The following is a 23,988-nucleotide window of genomic DNA, read 5'->3' on the forward strand; positions in this document are numbered from 1 at the left end:
GACATTTTTAGATGGCGTAGATGCAGCATTGGTGGATATTCAAGAGTCATGATTAGAGACGAGCATACTGGCTAATCAAACGAATGTGTTAAGAAAACCCTCAAGTGTGGACAAAGCAACAAAACCTGATATTTTAGGTAAAATACCGTATTATCATTAGATTGATTTCTAGTCAGAATTCCTGTATCTTTTGATTATACGAGGTGAAAAACATGGTTGGAAATAATATTTTGGGACGAATTAGAAGCGTGCTCGATGACCTTCCTAATTCTGAAAAAAAGATTGGCGAGTATATTCTAACGAATCCTGAAGAGACCATTAAAATGACGACCGCACAACTTGGAGAAGCCGCTGATTCCAATTCAACAGCTGTCATTCGTTTGTGCAACCGCATAGGTATCAATGGATTTACAAAACTAAAAGTTAATTTATCAGCTGAAATCGTTTCAGTAGATGAGGCTGGGTACGCAGAAATCAAGCCAGAGGAAAATACCCATACAATAAAGAATAAATTATTAGGCAATGCGTTTAAGTCAATGGAAGAAACAATGGCTTTGATGGACGAAGATGATATAGAACGAATCACTGAACTGATTTATAATGCAAGTATTGTTTATGTATATGGAGTAGGTGCATCTAGATTAGTAGCCGAAAATATTGTTCAAAAATGGAGTCGAATCGGAAAAATCATGATTTGTCCCACAGATGATCATCAATTAGTGGCTTTGTTAACCGCAGCACCCAAAAATGCATTGTTTTTTAGTATATCTAACTCCGGAGAAACAAAAGAAATTATCACACTGATTAAAATAGCTGAAAAAAACCATGTTAAGACGATTGGTCTGACTCAGTTCGGGCATAACACATTAGCTCAAAAAGTCAGTTATCATTTACAGACAGTAAAAACACAAGATGCATCTGCGAGCAGCATCGTCACTAATTCATTGCATGCCCAAATTATTGCAGTAGATGTCTTGTTTTATACTTACGCTTCAAAAGACTTTGATAATGTCTCAGAGAAAATCAAACGATCTCGAGAAGAGATAGTTCAATATAATAGTAATATTTAGTTAAGAAGGTAAAAAACCACTCATTATAGATAGAGAAATAATCTATCTATAATGAGTGGTTTTTTGAGTTATATTAAATATCTAGGAATGAGCACAATCCAGAAAAGGTTTCAGTCTGGTAAGTTGTGCCCAATACCCATTTTTTAGAAAACGTTTTCTGATAAACTTAACTTAGAAAGGAGATAAAGATGTTAACAAATGAATCGATTTTATTCATACGTTCTTTGTTTGAAAATAACAATAGAGAGGTTTCTCAAATTTCAGGAATACTTCATATTTCAAAGAAAAAATTTTGGCAGGAATTGGAAAAAGTAAATTCAGAGTTTAGATATTTAAAAATTCCTGAAATTATTTTAGATAATGGGAAAATCAGAGTATCTAATGAAACTATTGAAGCTTGGGAAAAAGAATCCAAACTGATTCAAACGAGAGACTTATTACTGCATGATGAAAGAATTTATTTGATTATCCTTTACACTTTTATAAAAAGAGAGCCTATCTCAAATAATCACTATCAAGAAATTTTACAACTTAGCAAAAACTCAGTACTTCTTGACTTGAAAAAAGTTCGTAAGTTGTGTGAGAGCTATAATCTTCAGCTGATTTATACAAGACAAGATGGTTATGATTTTGTTGGACAGGAATATGATGTCAGAAATTTAGCTTCGTATTCTATTGAAAAACTTCTTTCTTTAACCATTGGTGAATGGTTATTAGATTATATTCAGCATCAATGGAAGTTGGATAGCCACCGTGAAAGAATTAGTAAAGAAATTTTAGAAACGTCAAAAGAATTTGGAGTTGCTTTTGCTTATGACAGGCTAAAAGAAGTGATTTTCTTTTTCGACTTTTTAGAAAAAAGAGAAACTTCTCTAAAATTATCGTTGAAAGAAAGAGATAGTGATTATATTGAAAATCATCCGATTTATTTCATGGGAGAGAAAGTTGCCTCTACCTTATCTATTGAAAATAACAAACTAGAAAATTGCTACATTACTATTAGGCTTCTTGGCGTATTACAAGGCAACAAAGAATTCTATAAAGATAAAAAGTTTGAATGGTTGGCAGATCAAATAATTAATAGAGTACAAGCCATTATTGGGGTTCAATTTCAAGATAGAGAATGTTTGAATAATCAGTTATTTGAGCATCTTATCCCAGCGTATTTCAGAATCAAATATGGTATCAGATCTAATAATCCTTACACTAAACAAATAAAAAAAGAATACAATGACCTCTATTACCTCGTGGAAAAAGGCTTACTGCCACTCGAAATAGAGGTAAGGAAACCTATCCCTGTTGATGAAGTTGCTTATTTCACTATCCATTTCGGAGGAAGTCTGGCTACTCAACCCAATGATATAAGCAGTTATAAAGCTTTATCCATTTGTCCAAACGGTGTTAGCTCTTCACTTATTATGCAAGCTCAACTAAAAGATCTTTTCCCAAATATCCATTTTAGTAGTATCCACAGTCTAGTGGAAGCTCAAAAAATTGATTTGAAGGAATATGATATGGTATTTTCCACTACTTATTTCGAAACAGAAAAGCCGGTATTTTTAACTAAACCATTTCTAAATAAAGTTGAAAAAGAGATTTTGACATCTCAAGTAAAAGAAAGTTTTAATATTGAAACGAGTATCCAGCATCAAGAACTTACTAAAATTATTAATGTAATAGATGAATTTACTGTTATAAAAAACAGGAAAGAGCTCTATAATCGAATTTCTGCCATTCTTCATAAAACTGAAGTGGAAGAAAATAATAAAGGAGAAAAGGATTTGACTGATCTACTACAGAAAAAATTTATTCAATTTACAGAAGCAGAGTTGAGTTGGGAAGAGGCTATTAGTCTAGCTGCAAAACCTTTGTTAGAAGAAGATTACATTACCGGGAAGTATATTGCTGCTATGGTGGATACAGTTAAAAAGCTAGGAGCTTATATAGTTTTGGCTCCGCATGTAGCAGTCCCTCATGCTCGTCCAGAAGACGGTGTCAAACAATTAGGAATTAGTTTATTACACAGTAAAAATCCGATTGACTTTAACATTGACGTAAAAGAATCTGATGAAGACAGAGAGGTGCATTTAATTTTTATTTTGGCAGCTATAGATAGTACAGGGCATTTAAAAGCATTACAACAATTAACTCAAATTCTTGAGGAAGAGGAGAACATCGATGAACTAATTCAGACTAAAAGTGAAGAAGAAATATACAACAAAATAAAAAACATTATCCAAGTTTAATAGGAGGAGATCGCTATGTTGAAAGTAATCACTGTTTGTGGAAATGGGATTGGAAGCAGCTTAATGCTGAAAATGAAAGTTGAAGAATTAGCGAAAGAAAATGGGATCTCCATAGATGCTGAATCAATTGATTCTAACGCGGCTGTTGGAAAAGATGCTGATTTATTCGTTACAGTCAAAGAGTTCGCTGGAATTTTTGAGAAAGATCAAAAGGTGGCGATAACAAGGAGCTATATGAATAAGAAAAAAATAAAGGAGGATGTACTGCCGATATTATTAGAATTATCTAAAAACAATTAGAGATGAGGGAATAGTAATGGCTATATTAAACTTTTTTAGAGATATTTTAAGAGAACCTGCGTTTCTTATGGGGTTAATCGCCATGTTTGGGTTAATTGCATTAAAATCTCCGTCCCATAAGATTTTGACGGGAACTTTAGGACCAATATTAGGATATATTATGCTTTCAGCCGGTGCAGACGTCATTTCAAGTAACTTAACACCGTTGTCTCAAATGATAGAGTTTGGATTCAATATCCGTGGCGTAGTGCCTAACAATGAGGCCATAACGTCAGTGGCACAAACCATTTTAGGTGTCGAGACGATGAGTATACTAATTCTAGGTCTTATTTTTAACGTTTTAATTGCTCGATTTACAAGATACAAATACATTTTCTTAACAGGACATCATAGTTTCTTCATGGCTTGTCTTTTGTCAGCGGTTTTAGGGGCTATTGGATTTGAAGGATGGACACTTATTTTGATCGGTGGATTCTTCTTAGGAGCTTGGAGTTCTATTTCTCCTGCAATCGGACAAAAATATACGTTACTAGCAACTGACGGAGATGAAGTTGCTATGGGGCATTTCGGGAGTATAGGTTATTATATTTCAGCAGCAATTGGTAGTTTAGTTGGCAAAAACAGTAAAAGTACTGAAGACATTAAAGTTCCAGAACAATGGAGTTTCTTAAGAAATACTACCATATCTACTGCTTTAACGATGGTCATCTTTTATTTAGTAGCTGCTATTGCAGCAGGACCAGAATTCGTATCGACTTTATCAGCAGATACATCTCCATACATTTATGCAATTATGTCTGGGTTGCGGTTTGCTGTAGGAGTAGCGATTGTTTATGCAGGGGTTCGTATGATTTTAGCAGACTTAATTCCTGCTTTCCAAGGTATTGCAACAAAAATCATTCCTAATGCTGTTCCAGCGGTGGACTGTGCGGTATTCTTCCCGTACGCACCAACAGCGGTTATCATAGGATTTATTAGTAGTTTCGCTGGCGGACTTATCGGGATGTTTGTCCTTGGTTTTGCAGGAAGTATTCTGATTATTCCTGGATTAGTACCTCACTTTTTCTGTGGAGCTACAGCGGGAGTATATGGTAATGCAACAGGCGGAAGAAGAGGAGCGATCATTGGGGCATTTGTTAATGGGTTAGGACTAGCATTCATTCCAGCTTTATTGTTACCAGTACTTGGTGATTTAGGTTTTGGTGATACAACTTTTGGAGATTTGGATTTTGGAGTTATAGGTATTCTTTTAGGTAAGGCCGGTGAGTGGCTAGGTAATATTGGAATTTATATCATTATTGTTGTCCTGGTAGTAGTACTTATCTTGCCAAGTATTTTAAGACCCTCTGCAATAGCGTTGAACAATGTTGAGATGGAAGAGTAATAAAAAAGAAATTAAGGGAGAACTGATAATATGAAGTCTTTATCTATTGATATTTATTCAGATGGTGCCGATATTGGAAAAATGAAAGAATCTTATAAGAGTGGAAAGGTTTCTGGTTTTACAACAAATCCATCATTAATGAAAAAAGCAGGGATCAGTAGTTACACTGAATTTGCTCAAGAAGTAGTAACAGAATTTCCAGACGTACCTATTTCTTTTGAAGTTTTTAGTGACGATTTTGACGTGATGAGGGAAGAAGCGTTAAAAATTTCAAAATATGGAAATAACGTATTTGTAAAGATTCCTATCACAAATACAAAAGGAGAGTCTTCTATCCCCTTGATCCGCGATTTGTCCAAAGAGGGATTGTCTCTAAACGTGACAGCTATTTTGACAATTGATCAAGTAAAAGAAACGGTAGATGTATTTGCAGAAGGAACAACTAATATTGTATCCGTTTTTGCAGGTCGTATTGCGGATACTGGAGTTGACCCTATACCTACAATGAAAGAATCGGTAAAAATTTGTCGAAAAAAAACAGGTACTAAACTACTCTGGGCGAGCTCAAGAGAAGTTCTAAACATTTTTCAAGCAGAGGAAGTAGGCGCTGATATTATTACGTGTACCCCAGATTTGATTGCAAAGCTTAAAAATGTTGGTAAAGACTTAGAAGAACTTTCTCTAGATACAGTAAAAATGTTTAATACAGATATTAAATCGTTAGGATATAGTATTCTTTAAATCTATAGATATAAGCTCATGTTTTTTATTGCTGACTTGTTTAGTCACGATAAAAAACATGAGCCTTTTTATATATTCTATCTATAAGAATCTAAATTTATATAAAAAGAAAGTATTTTTATATAAATTCTTCAGGAAAATAATTATCAAAGTTAGATAAATAAGAATGTGTGAGTTTATCTGGTGGAGAAGCTAATTTTTCTGCAAAGTTCAACATGGTTTTAATTTTGGCAGGTGACGATTCGCAAATCAATACATAGGCAGCAGCGAACTCCTGCTTAGGAACTACGAGGGCAGTTGCATTGGCCATGTTTACGACCCGGACCAATCCTTTTTTACCTAGTCTTTGTTGTAGAGATGCTTCTTCTCCCATATGGCCTATTATCGTATCCCCCAGACCACGGTAATCTATAGGACCTTCTTCAGAAATCAAGAAATCACAATTTGTTAAATGAGAGTTTAAAAAAGAAATCAACGGTTCACGAGGTCCTAATAAATCAGGATGAGTCACTGAAATGATTTCGCCATACTGTATCTTTTCAGCAATTTCATGTCTATTGTTCTGCGTATGTAAATTGAAAATAGTAAGATCATTGTTATTAGAGTCTATGTTCTCCCACTCAGGGAAAGTTGCATATATAGCTTGCTGCATCTCTTTAAATGTACGAGTCATATACCCAATAGAAACGGTAAAAGAGATTTTGTCTGTCGATTGGTTAATAAATTGCTTTACATGATCTTCTTCAATAAGATTACTGATAAAACCAAAAATATTTACTGCCATTGCAGGTGCTAAAACAGAGCCGCCACCATCAGTACCAATGCCTAAATCATTTATGCCAATCAAAACATTGATAGCTGTTCCGCTTGAAGAACCAGTCATTGGTCTTCCGCTAATGGGGTTTTTCAAAGAAATATCAATAGCTCTTCCGCCTAAACTGTAAGCATCAACTGTATGGAGAAGGTAATTTCCATTTTCTTTTAATTTATCTAAAAGAGAACGAGGGATATGTTTTTTATTTTTTACTCCTACATAGTGATAATCAATAGAGTCACTGTCAAAATAACTTATTATTTCTGGAAAAGCTTTAATGACAGAGCGATAAGGATTTTTTAGTGCAATAAAACTTTTTTTTGCTGCATTGATAACTAAATTGTTGTTCATATGATATGCTCCTTTCTAAACTGTAAACTTATATTACCGTTAAAAATAAAATAAGCAATAAAAAAATAAATCTTGTTTCTTTTTATGAAGTCCGTTATACTCTTTCTAAAGAGAACGCTTTCTCTTTCAATATACAAAAAAATGTATATTGAAAAAACGCAAAAGGGGAGATAATGATGAAAAAAATTGTTGTAGGTGGACAAATCGATAAAAAAGAAGTAGCAGAATTAGTAGAAAAATATGGAGACGGAAAGTTTGAGATAGAAACTAAAAGCGACTTAGAAGCAGCAATGGCTTTGAAAAGCGGAGCAGCTGATTACTATCTGGGTGCTTGCAACACAGGTGGCGGAGGCGCACTTGCTATGGCAATTGCCCTAGTGGGAAGAGATGCTACAGTGACTGTCTCTATGCCGGGAAATATAATGCCGGAAGAAAAAATAAGAGAAAACATTCAAAATGGGAAAAAAGCTTTTGGATTTACTGCTCAACACAAAGACACAGTTGTACCAACAATTATGGATGAATTAAAAAAAATAAATTAGGCATTGAGAAGGAGAAAACAAGATGGATATTATTCAATTAGTAGTTGTAGGCGCTTTAGGTGCGCTGGCGGCCATGATGGCCAACAAAGGAATCGCAGTTTTTAATGATGGATTGCGACCTGTTATACCTGAATATTTAGATAAAGTAATTGGGAAGAAAGAACTAGCTGCGACAAGTTTTGCTGTTAGTTTTGGTTTAGTTATTGGTTTCGGCATTCCTGTTTCACTTGGAGCAAGCGTTATTTTAGTACATAGTATTCTTTTGATGACAGACATTATTGGAACATGGACTCCTGAAGGAAAAAAAGGAACGATCATTGCAGGTATTATTGGAGCACTGTGGGGAATCGGAATTACCATAGGGTTACAAGTAGTTGTTGATATGTTTGCATTGATGCCTGTTAACTTCTTAGATGCTTTAGGGTTAGTTGGAACTCCAATTGTAGTTGGCTTTGCTGTTTTCCCAGCATTAGCTATTGCTTATCAACATGGTTTCAAAAAGGGAGCTCTGACTTTAGGTCTTAGTACATTAGCTCTAGTATTAGTTAAAAGATTTGGTACGATTACTTTAGCAAGCGGAACTAGCTTTACATTAAGTGCTGAAGGTATGTCATTACTAGTCGGCATGGTTCTGATGGTTGGTTTTGCGGTACGTGTAAAAGGTGAAGGTACAGATAATCAAAACCTTGTAAGTATTTTTGTTGAACGAGTAACAAGAATCAAAAAGAACGCCGTTTTGTTATCGCTTACTGGTGGATTAGTAGCAGCTGCAACAAGTTTAGTTATCATTGCAGGAGATCCTATTTCATTAAACTTAATGAGTGAAGGGAAATTTGGAGAGGCAGCATTAGCTGCATTTGCACGTGGTATTGGATTCATTCCCTTAGTATTCTCAACTGCTATTGTAACGGGTGTATACAGTCCATCAGGTACAACTTTTGTCTTTGTGATTGGTCTCTTATTACAAGGTCATCCAATCTTTGCTTTCATTGCCGGAGCAGCGGTTATGTTTGTTGAAATCATGTTGTTAAATAGTGCTGCTAAAGGCTTAGACCGTTTCCCAGGAGTAAGAGAAATGGGAGAACACATCCGTACAGCAATGAATCGTGTGCTTGAAATTGCTTTATTGATTGGTGGAGCATTAGCTAGTGAGCAAATTGCCCCTGGAATCGGGTATTTTTGGCTGATTGGAGTTTACTTATTAAATCAAACAGCTAAAAAACCATTAGTAAATATGGCTGTTGGACCTGTAGCAGCAATTGTATTGGGTATCATTGTAAATATCTTATATCTTTTAGGACTTTGGGCACCAGTAGTAGCGGGCTAATGATTTAACAGTGGTGCTAAATTAGGTTCTTAGTTTAGCACCCTTATCTTTGGATGATAAAAGGGAGAGATAGTATGCCTTTAGTAGAAGGAATAACCTATGCTCATGAACATACAACGATTGATTTGTCTTCTTTGAAAAAGACTGATGATACCAATTTAAATTGTTTTGATGAGACGATTGAGGAATATAAAGAATTATATACAAAAGGGGTTCGAAATATAATTGATGTCACAGTTATGGGTATGAATCGAAATCCTGATTATGTAAAAAAAGTTGCTGAGCTGTCAGGTATGAACATCATCCAATCAACTGGGTGGTATCAAGATAAGTTTATTCCTTCTTTTGTAGATGACCACACGATAGAAGAAATGGCGGAAGTCATGATAAGAGACATTACTATCGGTATAGATGGAACAGACAATAGAGCTGAATTAATAGGTGAGATCGCTACAAGTAAAAACCAAATGACTGATCGTGAATATAAAGTATTTAAAGCAGCTGTGATCGCGCATAATCAAACAGGAGTGCCAATAACCACACACACCACCTTAGGCACTTACGGAAAAGAGCAAATACAGTTCTTCAAAGAACATACTATCGATTTATCAAAAGTCGTGATAGGTCATGTTGATCTTACAGGTGATACGGACTATGTACTGTCTTTACTGAGCGAAGGGGTTTATGTGGAATTTGATACTGTAGGAAAAGAAAACTACATGCCGGATGAAAAGCGGTTAGAAATGTTGATGGCTATAGAAGATGCAGGATATACAGACAAAGTTTTCTTATCCATGGATATAACGAGAAAATCTAATTTGAAATATAAAAATGGAATCGGGTACTCCTATTTGCTGGATACATTTGTGCCGATGATTTTAGAAGGCGGCGTTTCAAAAGAATTTGTTGAAAAAATGCTAGTGGAAAATCCCAAACGATTTTATATGTAAAGTACTGATAGAAAAGGTGAAAAAAATGAAAACATATCCTCTTAAAAGTCTCAGTGTAGGAGAGGCAACAAATAAACAATTTGAATTGATTGATGAAATCACTAAGGTTTTTAGAGGCAGTGAGATATTGACTCGAGGAGACCTAGGGGTAGTTCCTGGATTAAATCAACCTAAGACCACCAATAAAGTTGAAAAAGTGCTAGGCAATTACTTTAATGCGGAAGCAGCTATGCTTGTCAGAGGCGCAGGGACAATGGCTATTCGAATGGCTTTACATGCTACAATGAATATCGGAGATACTCTTTTAGTGCATGATGCACCTATTTATCCAACAACAAAAGTATCTATAGATACTATGGGGTTAAAAACAATAGCAACCGATTTTAATCAGTTAGAACTATTGAAAAAAGTATTAGAAAATGAAGATATTGGTGGTGTGTTGGTTCAAATTACCCGACAGAAACCAGATGATTCTTATAGTGCTAAAGAAGTAATAGAAAGTATTCGTCAAGATTTTCCAACTCTTCCAATCATAACAGACGACAACTATGCAGTTTTAAAAACTCCGGAAATTGGATCACAGATGGGAGCAACTCTAGCTTGTTTCTCCACTTTTAAATTACTAGGTCCTGAAGGAATTGGCTGTATTGTAGGAGATAAAAAGGCTATCGATAAATTAAAGAAAGAAAATTATTCCGGTGGTTTACAAGTCCAAGGTCATGAAGCAATTGATGTTTTGAGAGGCATGATATATGCGCCGGTTTCTTTAGCACTTTCAGCACAAGTCTTAGAAGAAGTACAAGAAAGGTTAAATGCTGGAGAAGTGGAAGGTGTAAAAAAAGCTTACATTGCTAATGCGCAATCAAAAGTTATTCTGGTTGAATTAACTGATCCAATTGCCAATGCTGTGTTGGAAGAAGCCGAAAAGTTAGGTGCTGCACCTAATCCAGTTGGTGCAGAGTCACAGTATGAATTTGTACCAATGTTTTATCGTTTGTCAGGCACTTTCAGAGCAGCTGATCCAGATTCAACAAAAACAATGATTCGGATCAACCCAATGCGTGCAGGCAGTGGAACGGTTATAAGAATTTTACAACAGTCCATCGCAGCCGTATCATAAAATATATGTATCAACATGATGGTGAAGGGATTGTAAGTTTATGAAAGAAACATTTTACCAAAAAAAAGGGTTAGCTATTGAACTGATAGCAGCAGAATTATTTTTATTATCAAAAAATGACAAACTACCTATTATCAGCGAGCTGCAAGAAAAATATGAATTATCCAGAGGAACTGTACAGAATGCACTTTCGTTTCTTAAGGAAGTAAAGGCTATTGAAACAGAGAGCAAGGGGCATCTAGGAACCTATATAAAAGAAATAGATTATCAAGTACTACAGTCTTATGTTGTGAAAAATCAATTGACTGCAACAATGCCTTTACCGTATTCAAAACTATATGAAGGTTTTGCTACAGGACTTTATTTAGCTTTTAAAGAAGGCGATATTAAACTCAATATGGTTTACATTCGTGGTTCAGAAGACCGAATCGATGCTGTTAAAAAAGGTTTATACGATATGGCTGTTGTATCTAGATTTGCTGCAGAACACGAGATCAAAATAAATAAAACAATTGATATTGCTTTAAAATTCGGACCAAAATCTTATCTTTCAGAGCATGTGTTATTGCTGGCTTCAAAAGAACATGAGTCTATTACCGATGGTATGAGAGTTGGGATCGATAGGGACTCATTAGATCATTTGATGCTGACAAATGAGCACATTAAAGGGAAAAAAGTTGAATTAGTTGAAGTTCCTGCTAACCAATTGATTTATGCCCTGCGTGAAAATCAAATTGATGCTGGTATATGGAACTACGATGAAATCGTAGATAAAAATTATGAAGATTTAAATGTTCAGTTTATACCTTTGAAAGAAGAACACAAAGCTATGAATGAAGCAGTTATAATATGTCGAAAAGAAAATTTGGTTATTGAATCCATTTGTAAAAAAAATATCGTTATTCAAAAAATGCTGGATATTCAAAATAAAATTAAAAATGGTCAAATGACCCCTCGTTACTAAAAGGAGAGAACTCTGTGATTCAAGAAAAATTAATGATTTTAAAAGAGAATAATGTGATCACTGATGTAGTGTACGACTACACACAAGAAGTACTGTTATATCTAAAAGATCAAAATATTGTTAAAACTGAAGATCAAGCAGATGTCTTTATCACTCATTTGGCAATGGCTACGGCAAGACAATACACCGATGAAAATGTTAATTCAGTAGACCCATTGATTTATGATGAAATTAAAGCAAATGTGAGATATGAAGAGGCTGTTCATTATTGGAAGAACATTTCTGCGTTGGCACCTATTACGTTTCGAGAGAATGAAACGGGATATTTTTATCTTCATTTGGTAGCCCTATTAAATAATGAATAAAGGTTTAGGAGGAAATAAATATGTTTATGGAAAGTGTAAAACAAAGAAATCCTAAACTTATCCAAGCATCCATAGAACTGCACCAGTCTGGAAGTATTCTTCCGGATACATACGTGCTTGATTTAGATACAATCAAAGAAAATGCTATAAAAATAGCAGAAGAAGCAGAGAAAAATCAGATTGAATTATTTTTTATGTTGAAACAAATTGGCAGAAATCCAGCAGTAGCAAAAATGCTGATTGAATCAGGAATAAAACAAGCTGTAGTAGTTGATTTTAAAGAAGCGCAAGTGATGATGGACAATAATGTTCCACTGGGAAATGTTGGGCATCTCGTGCAAGTTCCTGAATCGTTATTGAAAAAAATTATGGTCTATGGCTCAAAATATATGACTGTTTATACAGTAGAAAAACTGCAATCTATCAATGCGATTGCAAAAGAATTAGGCATAAAACAAAAAGTATTATTACGAATAGTAGATGAAGAGGATGAGCTTTATCCTGGACAATACGGAGGGTTTACCATCGATGAATTACCTTCGTTGATGTGTCATTTTAAAAAGCTGGAAAACATCGAAATATCAGGAATTACTTCTTTTCCTTGTTTTTTATATGACTCTAAAGAAGGATGTCTAAAGCCAACGCATAATGTTGAAACGGTTCACGAAGCTAAAAAGATGCTGGAACGAGAAGGATTCCCAATAAAAGAATTAAATATGCCTTCTGCCACTTCCGTTTATACGCTTCCTTTTCTAAAAGAAATTGGCGGCACTCAAGGCGAACCTGGGCATGCTTTGACAGGAACGACACCCATGCATGCAAAAGAAAATTTAGCTGAAAAGCCTGCAATGCTTTATGTAAGTGAAGTTTCTCATAATTTCAAAGAAAAAGCATATGTATATGGTGGAGGTTTTTATAGAAGGGGACATTTAGAGAATGTTTTAATTGATCAGAATGGGAAACAAACTGAGTCCAGAATTAATCCGTTAGCTGATGAAAATATTGACTATTATTTAGAAGCAGACATGACTTTACCAGTTGGTGCTACTGCTGTAATGGCTTTTCGGACACAAGTTTTTGTTACAAGGAGCGAAGTTGCTCTTGTAAGTGGTATCCAGGATGGGGTGCCAAAATTAGAAGGTATATATGACAGTCAAGGAAAGTACTTGAGAGGGTGAAAGAATGGGGAAATTTATCGTCATCGTATTGGACAGCTTTGGTGTAGGGTACATGAATGACGTAGCCGAAGTTCGACCTGAAGATATTGGAAGCAATACAGCTTATCATATCATTGAGAGAATACCAAAAATTCAGTTAAAAAACTTAGTAGGAATGGGATTAATGAATGCTATAGGAAAAGAAACAGAAGCATTGAAATTCTCACAAAAAGCTAATTGGGGAGTTTCTAATTTGGCTCATCAAGGAGCAGATTCATTTCTTGGACACCAAGAAATCATGGGAACAACACCTCCTATTCCATTTAATATGCCTTTTAATAAAGTAATCGATGAAGTTGAGGAACACCTGAAACAAAAAGGGTATGCCGTTCGGCGTGAAGGAAAAGAAACGGAGCCTCAAATCCTAGTTATCAATGAATGCGCCACGGTTGGCGATAATTTAGAAACCGATTTGGGACAAGTATATAATGTATCTTCTTGTTTAGACCTTATGCCTTTTCAAGATGTAAAAGCGTTAGGAAGAGCAGTACGTGAAGTTGTAAAAGTATCTCGTGTTATCACCTTTGGCGGAGAAAATATTGTGTTAAACAATTTGTTGAATGCTCGAAAAGTAAAAGAAGGCAAGTTCGCTGGCGTAGATGCTCCTGAATCAGGAGTATACGATAAAGGATACCAAGTGATTCATTTGGGATATGGAATAGATCCAGAAGTACAAATTCCAACAATATTAGATCATCATGATATTCCAGTCGCATTAATCGGTAAAGCAGCTGATATTATTCAAACATCCAGCACACGTCTGTATCCTGGTGTAGATACTCAGCAATTGTTCAATCACTTGCTGAAAGAAGTTAAAGACATGGATAACGGGTTTATCTGTCTAAATATTCAAGAAACGGATCTAGCTGGACATGGGGAAGATGTTGAGAAGTATGGGGACAGATTAGAAGTGAGTGATGAAAACATTGGGCATGTCATCGAATTGTTAAATGAAGAAGATATCCTAATCGTAATGGCGGATCATGGGAATGATCCTACTATTGGTCATAGTCAACATACAAGAGAGCAAGTGCCTTTACTAATCTATCGAAAAGGGCTAGAAGGAAAAGAAATAGGCGAAAGAGATACAATGGCGGACATTGCAGCAACAGCTGCAGAGTATTTTGACGTTGAAACTCCTCAACATGGGCAATCTTTTCTTGAGAAAATCAGAATAAGGTAATCAACAACTATAAGATAAAGACATCTGTAGAAAAGGGGATCTCATCCTTTTTAATACAGATGTCTTTTTGTAATATTCTCTACCAAAAAAATATGATCTTCAATAATCTGTTTATTCTTCGGAACCATTTAGAAGTGAGATGTAAGACAATATAAATACTATGTCTTATTCTTTTTAATTTTTATTCATCTACTACTAACCCTTTTTTAAGAGAATAAATAAATCAAACAGAAAAGTAAATCGTCATTAAAATCATGTGCGGAGCTTCGAAAATTCCCCAGGAGTAATACCTTCCTGTTTTTTAAAGGTCCGAATAAAGGAATTAACATTTTTATAGCCGACTAAGTTACTAACTTCAGAAACATTGTAACGGCCTTCTAATAGTAGTTTTTTTGCTTGGCTGATTTTCAGGTCGTTTATATAGGGTTTAAAGTGAATGTTTGCTTTTTTCGTAAGCAATTTGCTGACATAGCTTTCCGTTAAATTAAACTGTTCTGCGATATCTGTCAATGAGATATCTTGAGTATAATTGGATTTGATGTAATTAATGATATTTAATATTAATGGATTATATGAATCGTTATTCTGGGGCATAACAGTATCATATAAATATTTAAATATTTCCGTTAGAAGCCTATATACTTCTTGTGAGTCATTACTTTCTAATTGTTTGAAGATTTTGCTGTGCTGCTGAGAAAACTCTTTAAAGGATTTATTGTAGTAGTTTAAAACTCTTTTGATAGTGTTCAATATAACGTATTTAAATTTTATGATATTTACGACATCCAGATTCATTTGATGAAGATTTTTTGTTAAAATCTCATCTACGTTTTGTTCAGCTTTTTTTCGATCATTATCGATAATGGCATTCATTAAAAACCGTTCATTATCTAACGAATAGGAATAATGATCATCATGCACGATTGGAAGGCTGGTAGGTAGAATGATCTGAGTATCCAGATAGGCGTACTTCTTCTTATTTAATAAAAGAGCTTCATTAAAAGCAACAGGAAAATCAAATATAGAGTGAACAGGGGCAGACACAGAAAAAGTCAGATCAATAGACAATTCCAATTCGACATATGAACTCATCTTGCTTAATTGATCATAGATGGTATCTCGATTTTTTTCAGAAAAAATAAAGCAAAATTTATTATAATCTAAAGGAAACTGGATAAAAAAGAGATCATTATCGAGATTGATAATGGTTCTTAAAATCTTACTACGCATAATCAATAAATTGTTTTCTGAAAATTCTTCTTCTTCCTTAGAAATTCCTTCAGTAGATAATATAACGATAGTACCTCCAGACTCTAATTCAGTAATCTTCAGCTCCTGCAATTTAGACGCAATGTCTGCTTTACTTAGATCGCCATATAGAACGGATACAATAAACTCATTTTGCAGTGCGTCTAAAGAGTCATCCATTCTTTTTTGTAATTCTTGGTTTTTTATGGTCATGTGATCTATATTATCGAGAATATAATCCAGTTCACTATACTGTTTTAGTTCTTGAGGGCTTGGAAATGCATGTACGTTATGATTATTTATACTGAGAAGAATATTTTCTATTGGGTTGTAACTTTTTTTAGTGGAATAATAAATGATAATACCGCCTACAATGAGCAGTGGGAACAGGTAAAAGAATGAAGCGGTCAAATAATTTAATAAATAAGGTGCAAAACTACTTTTTTTTACCGAATAGAGGTACTGAATATTTTTAAACGTTAATGAAGGATGTGCGTATACATTGGTATCAGTATTCGTATGTAATATGGATATATTTGTGTAGTACTCGCTTTGTGTTTTTTCTACGTCTAAATAATCAGAAATTAAATGGATTGAACGGTTTTTAGGAAAATGAGAAATAGCAGTATCACCTATTATAGAAAAATCACCATTGTTAACGAGGTTTGTTTGCGGCAATAAGCTTTCGTTTGGAAAAGTAATCATTACTAATAGATACTGATCAATCTCCGGATAGTATTGCTTACTAATAAAAGTGGTCTTGTCTTTATTAATTTTATCTTTATCTTCTATAAAGTAAAGGTTATTCATTTCATCTTCTGCAAAAAGTGACGATGAATCCAAAAAATCTGGGTCAATACCTAAGTAATCAAGGTAATCAGTAAACAAAAAATATCCATCCTGAGAAACAATTGTGTTATCGGATAGTTTCTTGATACCGATAGCTAAATCCATCTGGTCCATTGAGGTCAAACCGCTGACAATATCATCATAGATATCAGGATAAAAGAATAGTGGTTTTTTTGTGCTGTTCAAATACTCTTGAATACTATTATTTTCAGTGATGAGAGAAGAATACTGGACAGCAGCGTTCAGTTTATGGTCGATTGTCTGACTGGATTCTTCTAGAAAGATTTGATTGTTGTAGTTTGTTTCTTCTGTTGTTTTAGTGTAGTTGAAGAAGGAGAGGATAAAAATAATTACAGTAGTGTATAACGCTACTACAGTCAAAGAAATAAAGAAATATTTTTTCAATATACTTTTTTTCATGCTTATTAAAGGCTCCTTTCAGCGAGAACACTTTTGAATACGCTATCAAATGTATAGATAAGAGTCTTTCTTGTTTTATTCATCATAGCATAGTTTAGATATTCAAAATAGGTTTTCTTCTACAAAATCAGTTCAAAAGACTAGAAAAAGTAGATGAGTGCAGATTTTGGTGATAGTTTTATATAAATGTAAGCGCTATATTTAATTTGTAAAAGAAATGGTGTTAACGAATTAAGTTTTATGCTTGGTGGTTAGAATGTTAATTAAATGAATCCAGCGGGAAGGAGGATTTTAAACTCGCCATTTATATATTAGAAATACTTTACGAGATTATTTTATAAATTTTTATCAATTTGAGAGGAATGATGATATGAAAAAGAGAAGTATTTTTGCAGCAACGTTATTTTTTAGTGCTTTAATTTTAGGGTCATGTGGAACAGAAGGCGAAGATGGGCAGGCAACTGATTCAAATGGTTCTGAAGGAGATAAAACGCCTATTGAGATTACTTGGCGCGGTACTGGTGAGTCAGATAATATTAGACGGTATTTAGAAGGGTTTGAAACTGATTTTGAGAGTGACAATCCAGATATTGATATTGTTCTTGCACCTATTATGGCTAGTGAAGGAGATTACTTTTCTAAAGTTGCTCTAACCATGCAGTCTCCTGATACAGCTCCGGATATTGTTTCTGAAGATACCTTTATGTTGAGTTCAGATGCTAACGCAGGCTATTTAGCTTCATTAGATGAGTACGTTGAATCTTGGGAAGACTGGGACATGTTTATTGAAAATATCAAAACAGGTACGACTGGTGAAGACGGAAGTATATATGGAATTCCGACCACTACTGATTCCCGTGGTATTTGGTACAATAAACAAGTTTTCGCTGATGCTGGATTACCTGAAGATTGGCAACCAAGCAGCTGGGAAGATGTTTATGCAGCTGGGGAAGCTATAAAAAATTCCGGTTCTGATGCTGTTCCTTTTTCAATGAACGTAGCTAAGGCAAATGGTGAAGCCGTATCCATGCAGACCTTTGAAATGCTTCTTTATGGTACAGGGGAAACATTGTATGACAGTGATACACAGAAGTGGAATGTAAATGGGCAAGGCTTGGTTGATTCTTTAGAATTTGTAGATGAAATCATGAACCAGCGAGAATTAGGTCCTTCATTATCTATTGCTTTAAATTCCAGTTATGGATCAGTTATGACTCAAGACTTACTCCCAAATGGTGGAGTTGGCATGGTCTTGGATGGAAACTGGAACATTGGTAATTATTTAGAAGGTGGAGCTGCTCCACTGGATAATGTAGATGAGATTCTTGGATTTGCTACATTCCCGACACAAAATGGTGAAGATCCAGGCTTTGTAACGATGGCAGGAGGCTGGTCATGGGCAATTCCAGAAAACGCTCAAAATCAAGAAGCCTCATGGAGAGTCATAGAAGCTATGAGTTCAAAAGAATCACAGGCAGATCGTGCTGTTATTGAAGGAACTTTAACGGTTCGGAAAGATTCAGCTGAAGATTCAAGATATTTAGAACGTCCATTAATTGAACCAGCTACTAAGGCTTTAGAAAATGCTCAATTCAGACCAAAAAACGATCTTTACCCAAATGTCTCTATCGAAATTCAAAATGCAGTAGAGGCAGTTGCCAGTGGATCAATGACACCAGAGGAAGCTGCAGCTAGTTATAAAGAAGCAGTCACTGGAATCGTAGGAGAAGAGAATACGTATTAACCTGTCGAAATAAGAGAAGATTAAGAAATGAGGATTGAAATTAGTCATTCTTCATTTCTTAATGCTTTTAGGAGGAAAAGCATGGAAAATAGTAATTTAATAACTGACACTTCAAAAAAGAAAAAAATATCCGACAACGTCAAATCATCTATCTTTCTATCGCCAGCATGGATACTGTTATTGGTTTTCTTCCTTACGCCAATGGTATTAACAATCGTTTTTTCATTTACGAATTTAGCACTTACAGGAGCACAGGCACAAAATCTTAGTTTTATAGGATTTGATAACTTTATCAAAATGTTCAATGATGTCAGCCTGTATAACAGTATAGCTAAAACATTAATTTTTGTTTTATTTTCTGCTATCTTAGGTCAATGCTTTTTAGGGTTTTTAATCGCTTTTTTAATGAAAGGAAAAAACGCGACATTCCGCAGAATTATTGGCATCGCCGTCATAGCAGCTTGGGTAACCCCAGAAGTTGTTGTGGCTTTTAGCTGGGTCGCTTTTTTGGGAGACAGCGGGACGTTAAATAGTATGATCACTTCCATTTCAGGAGTAGAACCGATTGCATTTCTCTTTGAATATCCTATGGTCAGTGTGGTAGTTGCCAATATCTGGAGAGGAACAGCATTTTCTATGATGGCTTTTCAGACTGCACTTGATGATATACCTGTAGAGGTTGAAGAAGCCGCTATTATGGATGGGGCAACGAGATGGAAAATTATCAGGAATATTACCATCCCTATGGTTAAAGGGACGATAACAACCAATCTGATGCTGGTAACCTTGCAGACTTTAGGGGTATTTACTTTAATTTATACAATGACAGGTGGAGGGCCAGGGAATGATACGATGACTTTACCGGTTTATATGTATCAGCAAGCCTTTGTCAGTTATCAATTGGGTTACGGTACTGCTATTTCATTAGTTATTTTAACTATTGGGGCAATCTTTAGTATTCTGTATATGAAGTTTTTAAAAGTTAAAGTATAAGAGAGGAGAATAAACACATGAAAATTGGAAGAACTGAGAAATTTGTCCATCACGCGATTTTAAGTTTTATGGCAATTTTGTTTGTTTTGCCTCTATTATGGATGTTAGTGGCTTCTGTAGATACATCAGCTATTCAATCATTAAAAATTCCAGAAGCACTTACTTTAGACAATTACAGATCGGTTCTGGCAGATCCTTCGATTATTCGTTCCTTTGTAGTAGGTCTCTTTTTATCAGGGGGGCAAGCTATTATCGTCGTTTTCGTCAGTGTATTAGCAGCATATCCATTATCAAGGTATAGAGCTACGTATAAAAAACCATTTTTATATACCATTTTATTTTTAACGTCATTGCCAATGACAGCTGTTATCGTACCTGTATTTCAACTGTTTTTACTACTTAACTTTGTGGACAGCTTGTGGGCAGTCATGCTGTTCTTATCAGGAACATCCTTACCGTATGCAATATGGATGATGAAAAACTTTATGGATTCAGTTCCAGTCGAATTGGAAGAATCAGCATGGATTGATGGGGCTTCTGTTTGGCAAGGCATCCAGAAAGTAGTTTCTCCTTTAATGATTCCTGGCATATTTACTGTATTGATCTTTACGTATACGGGAAGCTGGGGGAATTTCTTTGTCCCATATATATTGATTCAATCTCCAGATAAAATGCCTGCTTCTGTAACAATCTTCCAGTTTTTTGGTAATTATGGATTAGTCAACTATGGTCAATTGGCTGCATTTTCTGTGCTTTATTCAGCTCCTGTTGTCTTGCTGTATTACTTGTCACAAAGATATATGTCAAAAGGCTTCAGCTTTGGTGGAGCATCAAAAGGGTAACATAAAATAAGGATAATGAAACGGAGAGGTGTATATGAAGTTCTTTACTGAAGAAAAATTGGAAATTCGCATTGACCAGTTACAAGAGTTAAGATATATCAACCGACAAGAAATTAAAGACTGGAGAATAAAAGAAGATAGTACTAAAGAAGAAAAATACCCATCAGCTAGTGACGAATCATGGAATGCGATTGAAAAAGGAACCTCTTGGGAAGGGAGAGATCGTTATTTTTGGTTGGTAACAGACGTTACAGTTCCAAATCTTGATAATCAATACGAAAGTGTTCTTCTATTTAAATTTGGCAAATCAGTTCCTGGGAATACTTCTGGATTTGAAGCCTTATGTTTTATCAATGGAGAACCATACCAAGGAGTAGATGGAAACCATACGGAGGTATTTATTGATAAGAAATATCAAGGACAAACTATAACGGTCGCTTTAAAATTGTGGGGCGGACTAGAAGGTGGAGGAGCTGCAACTGAGATCTTCCATCAATTTAAATATGCCGATTTAGCCACACTATCTGAAGATACAGATGATATCTACTATACTTCAAAAGTTATGCTGGAGACAGTGAAAGTGTTAGGAGAAAATGATCCTACTAAGTACAACTTGTTAAATGCATTGAATAAAGCCTTTAAGCTGCTAGACTGGTCTTATCCTGGAAGCAAGTTGTTTTATGATAGCGTTCATAATTCCAGAACATTATTAAATATAGAAGTAGATACATTTGAAAAAAACACACCAGTTACGGTCACGGCCATCGGGCATACTCACATCGATGTTGCCTGGCTATGGCGCTTGAAGCATACCAGAGAGAAATCAGTTCGTTCCTTTTCAACAGTACTACGTTTAATGGAGGAATACCCTGAATATGTGTTTTTACAAACGCAACCGCAATTGTATGAATACATCAAAAATGATTATCCTGAGCTGTTTAACCGAATCAAGGAAAAAGTAGCTGAAGGAAGATGGGAAGTAGATGGAGCGATGTGGCTAGAGTCAGATGCCAATCTACCTTCAGGAGAGTCTTTGGTCAGACAAATCTTATTTGGCAGCCGTTTTATCAAAGAAGAGTTCAATGAGGATATTCATTACTTATGGTTACCTGATGTCTTTGGTTATTCTTGGGCATTACCGCAAATCCTTAAAAAGTCTGGCATTGATATGTTTATGACAACAAAAATCAGCTGGAACCAATTCAACAGAATGCCTAATGACACGTTTAAATGGAAAGGGATAGATGGGAGTGAAGTACTCACGCATTTTATCACTACTCCGGATCCAAATAATGAACAAGGACCTTTCTTTTATACGTATAATGGCTTACTTGAACCCTACACAGTCAAAGGTATTTACGATGGATACCAAGACAAAGACATCAATAACAATCTGCTATTAGCATACGGTTATGGCGATGGAGGCGGGGGAGTCAATAGAGAGATGCTGGAAAAAGGGCGAAGAATCAAGAAAATGCCTGGACTACCGAATCTAAAAATGGGTCGAGCTAGAGAATTTTTTGAAGAACTAAAAGGAACCATCAACGAAACAGAAAATTATGTTCACACTTGGGACGGCGAATTGTATTTAGAATACCATAGAGGAACCTATACTTCTCAAGCAAAAAATAAGAAAGACAATCGGGAGCTTGAATTGGCTTATCGCGAAAGTGAATTTTTACATTCATGGATGATGAAAATTGCTGACTTATCTTATCCATCTGAACAAATAAATGAAGGATGGAAAATTATTTTACGCAACCAGTTTCACGATATTATTCCAGGATCTTCGATAAAAGAAGTTTACGAAGACTCAGATGCGGAATATTCTGAAGCTAGAGATATTATTAATGGACTAAATGAGACTCTTAAATCACGTATTACGGTGAATGATAACGTATGGACTATTTTCAATAGTGCAGGATGGGAAAGAAATGAATTAGTTCATATTTATAGATCAAATAATATACCAGGATATTTTCTAGATGAATTTGGGAAAGAACTGAAGTCAGAAAAAGTAGATTATGGCTATGTAGTTCAAGTTACAGCTATACCTGCATTAGGAAATAAACAAATTAAATTTGTAGAAGAAGACAGCAATAAAAATGATTCTCCATTTGAAGTAACAGATAATAGTGTGGAAACTCCGTATTATAAAATTTTGTGGGATTCTAATGGCAAATTAAATCAGATCTTAGACAAGAAAGCTCAGCGAAATGTTTTAAAAGAAGGTGGATTTGGAAATGTTCTTCAATTGTTTGAAGATAAACCAATGAATTGGGACGCTTGGGATATCGATATTTTTTATAATGAAAAGAAAAAAGAACTGGCGGCAACAAAGATAGAAGTCATCGAGGTGAATTCTTTATTTGCAGCAGTCCAATTTGTATATGAATTTGGAAAATCAACCGTAACTCAAATCATGACAGTGTACAGTGATTCTAAAAGAATTGATTTTAAGACAACTGTGAATTGGCAAGAAAGACAACAATTATTGAAAGCAGCATTTGAAGTGGATATTCGATCAACTGAAGCTAGATATGATATTCAATATGGAAATGTTAAACGTCCGACCCATTGGAATACAAGTTGGGATATGGCACGATTTGAATCAGTCGGTCATCAATGGGCAGATTTATCAGAAACAGGATATGGTGTAAGTCTATTAAATGACAGCAAATATGGATATGACATTAAAGACAACACCATGCGTATTTCACTTCTTAAAGGTGCGGTTTATCCTGATCCAGAAGCAGATATGGGCGAACATGAATTTACGTATAGCTTGTTGCCTCATGAAGGAGATTTTTTAGAAGGTAAAACGGCAGAAGAGGCATGGAGCCTGAATAACCCAATAAAAGCTTTTGAAGGGAACTTAAATGGAGATAGAGAATTTATCAAAGTTGAGAGTTTATCTAATGTCATGATTGATGCAGTTAAAAAGGCTGAGGACGGTGAAGGCTTAATCATCCGACTACATGATCACACTGGCGGCAAGAGAAATATCACTCTGAAACCTCAATTCAACTGTACAGAGTGGATAGAAACAAACCTGATGGAAAAAGAACTTACAAATGAATATAGTCCAATTTCAGAAGGCATTCAATTTGAATTAAACCCCTTTGAGATTAAGACATTCTTGATCAAATAGAAAAAAATGAAATAATAAACTCGTGAAGCTAAATAAAATGGGCAATAAAGCCAACAATTAGTAAAGAATTGGATACGAAGTATAAGCTTAATGCGTATTAACGTGTTGATTTTAGTACTAAATCGAATAATCAATCCAGAAAATAAAAGTGATTAAGAAAGAACTTA

19 protein-coding genes are annotated in these 23,988 nt (G+C 35.0%); 17 read left to right on the forward strand and 2 right to left on the reverse strand.

All coding sequences use genetic code 11. The features are described 5' to 3' along the window. The first annotated feature begins 212 nt into the window (after nt 1-212). From ACE025_RS01060 to ACE025_RS01080, 5 genes are all read left to right on the forward strand, one after another. Nucleotides 213-1,070 carry a MurR/RpiR family transcriptional regulator gene (locus tag ACE025_RS01060; protein ID WP_485936569.1) on the forward strand — a complete coding sequence of 286 codons (858 nt, stop codon included), beginning with the start codon at nt 213-215 and terminating at the stop codon, nt 1,068-1,070. A gap of 188 nt (nt 1,071-1,258) precedes the next feature. Beyond that, complete coding sequence (locus ACE025_RS01065; RefSeq protein ID WP_485936571.1) at nt 1,259-3,316, forward strand: BglG family transcription antiterminator; 2,058 nt, start codon at nt 1,259-1,261, stop codon at nt 3,314-3,316. A gap of 15 nt (nt 3,317-3,331) precedes the next feature. Further along, nucleotides 3,332-3,616 (forward strand): PTS sugar transporter subunit IIB, encoded by a 285-nt coding sequence (locus ACE025_RS01070; RefSeq protein ID WP_485936573.1) that lies wholly within the window; start codon nt 3,332-3,334, stop codon nt 3,614-3,616. A 16-nt stretch (nt 3,617-3,632) separates the two neighbouring features. Then, on the forward strand, nt 3,633-5,000 hold the full coding sequence (gene ulaA / locus ACE025_RS01075) for a PTS ascorbate transporter subunit IIC (protein WP_485936575.1): 1,368 nt from the start codon (nt 3,633-3,635) through the stop codon (nt 4,998-5,000). Between the two features lie 30 nt (nt 5,001-5,030). After that, entirely contained in the window at nt 5,031-5,741 is a 711-nt protein-coding gene (locus ACE025_RS01080) for a transaldolase (RefSeq protein ID WP_485936577.1), read from the forward strand. A gap of 118 nt (nt 5,742-5,859) precedes the next feature. On the opposite strand, the gene ACE025_RS01085 is transcribed toward ACE025_RS01080, so the two are convergent. Continuing rightward, complete coding sequence (locus ACE025_RS01085; protein WP_485936579.1) at nt 5,860-6,906, reverse strand: amidase family protein; 1,047 nt, start codon at nt 6,904-6,906, stop codon at nt 5,860-5,862. Nucleotides 6,907-7,082: 176 nt separating this feature from the next. On the opposite strand from ACE025_RS01085, the gene ACE025_RS01090 reads away from it, so the two are divergent. The 8 genes from ACE025_RS01090 (at nt 7,083) to ACE025_RS01125 (ending at nt 14,574) form a co-directional block, all read left to right on the forward strand. Beyond that, on the forward strand, nt 7,083-7,448 hold the full coding sequence (locus ACE025_RS01090) for a DUF2620 domain-containing protein (RefSeq protein WP_485936581.1): 366 nt from the start codon (nt 7,083-7,085) through the stop codon (nt 7,446-7,448). Nucleotides 7,449-7,470: 22 nt separating this feature from the next. Beyond that, entirely contained in the window at nt 7,471-8,775 is a 1,305-nt protein-coding gene (locus ACE025_RS01095) for a YhfT family protein (protein ID WP_485936583.1), read from the forward strand. Nucleotides 8,776-8,849: 74 nt separating this feature from the next. Continuing rightward, nucleotides 8,850-9,725: a phosphotriesterase family protein gene (locus ACE025_RS01100; RefSeq protein WP_485936585.1), complete on the forward strand. Its 876-nt coding sequence runs from the start codon at nt 8,850-8,852 to the stop codon at nt 9,723-9,725. Between the two features lie 25 nt (nt 9,726-9,750). Then, nucleotides 9,751-10,845 (forward strand): aminotransferase class V-fold PLP-dependent enzyme, encoded by a 1,095-nt coding sequence (locus ACE025_RS01105; protein WP_485936587.1) that lies wholly within the window; start codon nt 9,751-9,753, stop codon nt 10,843-10,845. A 40-nt stretch (nt 10,846-10,885) separates the two neighbouring features. After that, nucleotides 10,886-11,809 (forward strand): GntR family transcriptional regulator YhfZ, encoded by a 924-nt coding sequence (yhfZ, locus tag ACE025_RS01110; RefSeq protein WP_485936589.1) that lies wholly within the window; start codon nt 10,886-10,888, stop codon nt 11,807-11,809. Nucleotides 11,810-11,823: 14 nt separating this feature from the next. Next, nucleotides 11,824-12,174 carry a PRD domain-containing protein gene (locus tag ACE025_RS01115; RefSeq protein WP_485936591.1) on the forward strand — a complete coding sequence of 117 codons (351 nt, stop codon included), beginning with the start codon at nt 11,824-11,826 and terminating at the stop codon, nt 12,172-12,174. A gap of 20 nt (nt 12,175-12,194) precedes the next feature. Further along, the gene (locus ACE025_RS01120; RefSeq protein WP_485936593.1) at nt 12,195-13,352 is read left to right on the forward strand and encodes a YhfX family PLP-dependent enzyme; all 1,158 of its coding nucleotides are present in this window, start codon (nt 12,195-12,197) and stop codon (nt 13,350-13,352) included. Between the two features lie 4 nt (nt 13,353-13,356). Next, on the forward strand, nt 13,357-14,574 hold the full coding sequence (locus ACE025_RS01125; protein WP_485936595.1) for a phosphopentomutase: 1,218 nt from the start codon (nt 13,357-13,359) through the stop codon (nt 14,572-14,574). A gap of 252 nt (nt 14,575-14,826) precedes the next feature. On the opposite strand, the gene ACE025_RS01130 is transcribed toward ACE025_RS01125, so the two are convergent. After that, a complete protein-coding gene (locus ACE025_RS01130; protein WP_485936597.1) occupies nt 14,827-17,091 on the reverse strand; it encodes a helix-turn-helix transcriptional regulator in 2,265 nt (754 codons plus the stop codon). Between the two features lie 370 nt (nt 17,092-17,461). Here ACE025_RS01130 and ACE025_RS01135 point away from each other — a divergent pair, with 370 nt between their 5' ends. The 4 genes from ACE025_RS01135 to ACE025_RS01150 all read left to right on the forward strand — a co-directional run bounded on the left by ACE025_RS01135 (nt 17,462) and on the right by ACE025_RS01150 (nt 23,821). Further along, nucleotides 17,462-18,835, forward strand: coding sequence for an extracellular solute-binding protein (locus tag ACE025_RS01135; protein WP_485936599.1), 1,374 nt, complete (start codon nt 17,462-17,464; stop codon nt 18,833-18,835). 81 nt (nt 18,836-18,916) lie between these two features. Beyond that, nucleotides 18,917-19,828: a carbohydrate ABC transporter permease gene (locus tag ACE025_RS01140; protein WP_485936601.1), complete on the forward strand. Its 912-nt coding sequence runs from the start codon at nt 18,917-18,919 to the stop codon at nt 19,826-19,828. Between the two features lie 17 nt (nt 19,829-19,845). Continuing rightward, nucleotides 19,846-20,670, forward strand: coding sequence for a carbohydrate ABC transporter permease (locus tag ACE025_RS01145; protein ID WP_485936603.1), 825 nt, complete (start codon nt 19,846-19,848; stop codon nt 20,668-20,670). A 34-nt stretch (nt 20,671-20,704) separates the two neighbouring features. Then, the gene (locus tag ACE025_RS01150) at nt 20,705-23,821 is read left to right on the forward strand and encodes an alpha-mannosidase (RefSeq protein WP_485936605.1); all 3,117 of its coding nucleotides are present in this window, start codon (nt 20,705-20,707) and stop codon (nt 23,819-23,821) included. The last annotated feature ends 167 nt before the right edge of the window (nt 23,822-23,988 follow it).

This window comes from Desemzia sp. AGC72 (assembly GCF_057334175.1).

Coding starts and splice junctions, on each gene's coding strand:
- ACE025_RS01100 (WP_485936585.1), top strand. CDS start 8,850: ATGCCTTTAGTAGAAGGAATAACCTATGCTCATGAACATACAACGATT.
- ACE025_RS01070 (WP_485936573.1), top strand. CDS start 3,332: ATGTTGAAAGTAATCACTGTTTGTGGAAATGGGATTGGAAGCAGCTTA.
- ACE025_RS01140 (WP_485936601.1), top strand. CDS start 18,917: ATGGAAAATAGTAATTTAATAACTGACACTTCAAAAAAGAAAAAAATA.
- ulaA (WP_485936575.1), top strand. CDS start 3,633: ATGGCTATATTAAACTTTTTTAGAGATATTTTAAGAGAACCTGCGTTT.
- ACE025_RS01145 (WP_485936603.1), top strand. CDS start 19,846: ATGAAAATTGGAAGAACTGAGAAATTTGTCCATCACGCGATTTTAAGT.
- yhfZ (WP_485936589.1), top strand. CDS start 10,886: ATGAAAGAAACATTTTACCAAAAAAAAGGGTTAGCTATTGAACTGATA.
- ACE025_RS01135 (WP_485936599.1), top strand. CDS start 17,462: ATGAAAAAGAGAAGTATTTTTGCAGCAACGTTATTTTTTAGTGCTTTA.
- ACE025_RS01150 (WP_485936605.1), top strand. CDS start 20,705: ATGAAGTTCTTTACTGAAGAAAAATTGGAAATTCGCATTGACCAGTTA.
- ACE025_RS01085 (WP_485936579.1), bottom strand. CDS start 6,906: ATGAACAACAATTTAGTTATCAATGCAGCAAAAAAAAGTTTTATTGCA.
- ACE025_RS01120 (WP_485936593.1), top strand. CDS start 12,195: ATGTTTATGGAAAGTGTAAAACAAAGAAATCCTAAACTTATCCAAGCA.
- ACE025_RS01080 (WP_485936577.1), top strand. CDS start 5,031: ATGAAGTCTTTATCTATTGATATTTATTCAGATGGTGCCGATATTGGA.
- ACE025_RS01065 (WP_485936571.1), top strand. CDS start 1,259: ATGTTAACAAATGAATCGATTTTATTCATACGTTCTTTGTTTGAAAAT.
- ACE025_RS01060 (WP_485936569.1), top strand. CDS start 213: ATGGTTGGAAATAATATTTTGGGACGAATTAGAAGCGTGCTCGATGAC.
- ACE025_RS01090 (WP_485936581.1), top strand. CDS start 7,083: ATGAAAAAAATTGTTGTAGGTGGACAAATCGATAAAAAAGAAGTAGCA.
- ACE025_RS01125 (WP_485936595.1), top strand. CDS start 13,357: ATGGGGAAATTTATCGTCATCGTATTGGACAGCTTTGGTGTAGGGTAC.
- ACE025_RS01130 (WP_485936597.1), bottom strand. CDS start 17,091: ATGAAAAAAAGTATATTGAAAAAATATTTCTTTATTTCTTTGACTGTA.
- ACE025_RS01095 (WP_485936583.1), top strand. CDS start 7,471: ATGGATATTATTCAATTAGTAGTTGTAGGCGCTTTAGGTGCGCTGGCG.
- ACE025_RS01105 (WP_485936587.1), top strand. CDS start 9,751: ATGAAAACATATCCTCTTAAAAGTCTCAGTGTAGGAGAGGCAACAAAT.